This is a genomic window from Saccharomonospora halophila 8 (assembly GCF_000383775.1).
Lineage (GTDB): Bacteria > Actinomycetota > Actinomycetes > Mycobacteriales > Pseudonocardiaceae > Saccharomonospora > Saccharomonospora halophila.
This window is the reverse complement of record NZ_KB912522.1, coordinates 1-2156: the sequence shown is the minus strand read 5'-3', so window position 1 is coordinate 2156 and position 2156 is coordinate 1. Positions and strand designations below refer to the sequence as shown.

The 2156-nt window shown below is 71.7% G+C and carries 3 protein-coding genes; 2 read left to right on the top strand and 1 reads right to left on the bottom strand.

From position 1 onward, the window contains the following. Positions 1–652: LysR substrate-binding domain-containing protein (locus tag SACHA_RS20900; protein ID WP_019808548.1), on the bottom strand; the 652-nt coding region annotated here is incomplete at its 3' end. A gap of 69 nt (positions 653–721) precedes the next feature. Between SACHA_RS20900 and SACHA_RS0107750 the strand changes: the two genes are divergently transcribed. Then, positions 722–1114 (top strand): DUF5997 family protein, encoded by a 393-nt coding sequence (locus SACHA_RS0107750; protein ID WP_020628606.1) that lies wholly within the window; start codon positions 722–724, stop codon positions 1112–1114. A 283-nt stretch (positions 1115–1397) separates the two neighbouring features. Beyond that, positions 1398–1871 (top strand): MarR family winged helix-turn-helix transcriptional regulator, encoded by a 474-nt coding sequence (locus SACHA_RS0107745; RefSeq protein ID WP_019808544.1) that lies wholly within the window; start codon positions 1398–1400, stop codon positions 1869–1871. Positions 1872–2156: the final 285 nt, after the last annotated feature.

Sequence of the window (2156 nt, the reverse complement as noted above, 5' to 3'; positions counted from 1 at the left end):
GTTCCCCGCCGCCCGCCCGCGTCGCCGGTGCGGGGGCCCGGGTGCGTCCGCGCGTGCTGTTCACGGTGCGCCCGCGGACGATGCCGATGAACAGGTCCATCAGCTCGGTGGTCGCGTCCTCGCGCCACGCCAGCGCGACCCGTGACTGCGGGGCGTCCGTGAGCGGCCGGTACGTGAGGTCCTTGCGGTGGTGCAGCCGGGCGAGGGACTGCGGGACGACGAGCAGTCCCACACCGGCCGCGACGAGTTCGACGGCGTCGGCGGTCGTGGCCGGGCGCTCGACCGCGGGAAGGCCGGGCGGGCCGTCCCGATCCAGGACGTCGTCCAGCGGGTGCAGCACGACGTCGTCGGCCAGGTCGTCGCCGGACACCTCCTCCGCGGCGGTCACGAGATGGTCCTTCGGGGCCACGACCACCGTCGTCTCGGTGTACAGCGGGATGGTGTGCAGACCCGTGCACTCGGTCGGCAGGCGCAGCAGCGCGGCGTCGACGGCGCCCTCGCGCACCGTGTCGGCGGCGTCGGCGGCGGCGACCCGGGTGAGGGACAGCGGAACCCGGGGTGCCCGCTCGTGCCACCGGCGCACCCACTTGTCGGGCGTGACCCCGGCGACGTGGGCGAGCGTGAACGAGAGATGTTCGTCCGGATCCGGCACGCCGCCAGGCTACCCGACGGGACGGCACTCCGAGCGCGGTCGTGGACACCGGACGGCTACCCTCGGGGCATGGCGTCGCAGAAGACCTCCCAGACGATGAAGCCCGAGACCGCGGCGAAGAAGCTGAACGTGTACCTCCCGGCCACGCCGGAGGAGTTCCGGTCCGGTGCGGTCTCCCGCGACGAGTTGCACGCCCTGCAAACCGACCCTCCGGAGTGGCTGCGGAACCTGCGCCGCGACGGTCCGCACCCCCGGCAGGTCGTCGCCGCCCGGCTGGGCGTGTCCAACAGTGCTCTCGCCCGCAACGGGATCACCGACGCGCTCACCACGGCGGAGATCAACGCGCTGAAGGCGGAGATGCCCGAGTGGCTCCGGCGGGAACGCGCGACCCAGGCCGAGGTCCGCGAGGAGGCGGCACGCCTCAAGGCCCGCGACGCCGAACGTCGCAGCGCGGACGCCTGAGCGCGGACGCCTGAGAAACCGGCGCACCCGCGCCGGATCGGTCTCTCCGGGCGTCCCATGCGTCCGGACGTCCCGTGCCCGGGACGCTCGTATACCGGGCCGGGCGAGCGGACACGCCACCGTGCCACGGACGGGGTACGCGATTTGACCGTTCCCCGGAGCCGGGACGAAGCTGACCGGCAGGCCGGGAGGTGGCGTGGCGGACCACCGGACTGCCCGGCCACCGGGATCGAGGTGTGTGGGGGGCAGGGACGACAATCTCGGTTCGTGACCGGGAGGTGCCGTGGACGGGAACAGCGTCGATCGTCCGTACGGTCGATGTCCGTGGGAGCCACAACCGGACGAGGACTGTCTGTCCGACACCGCTCTGTACTGGCTGGTGCTGTTGGCCCGCCAACACCGTACCGAGCTGGCGAAGGACCTGGCCGATCTCGGCATGTACGGGGGTCAGGAACAGGTGCTGCTGCAGCGGTGGGGGGCCGAGGGCTTCACACACCAGGAGCTCGCCCAACGGGTCCGGGCGGCGCCCGCGACGGTCACGCGGATGTTGCAGAGGATGGAACGCGTGGGCTTCGTCCACCGGGAGCGCGGTCGGGGCGAGCGCATGACCCGGGTCTTCCTCACCGAACGCGGGTGGACGGCCCGGGCGACTGCGGAGGTTCTGTGGTGGAGTGCGGAGGAACGCCTGGTCGGGAATCTCAGCGGATCCGAGTACGCCGCGCTCCGCGCGCTACTGGCGAAGATGAGCGGATCGTGAGATCGGAATCGTTGTGAAAACCGTTCGTCTCCGTGGTCCGGGACGGGCGCGTTTAGCTGGCTAATACGGCGCTTCGCGAAAAAGCTAGAGTTGCCTGGCACACCGGAATGGCCGAAACGGCCCGGGTACACGGTCCGCTCGATTATTCCGATGAAGCGCGCTCCGCCGTTGTGCGGGCGGTGGTGAAAACCTGTGAGGGAGACGTGATGGATACGGTGTCGGTCGCCTCGGACGCACCGCGAGCGGGGCGCGCCGGTGCCGCGGCCCGGCCACCGGCCGGGCGTG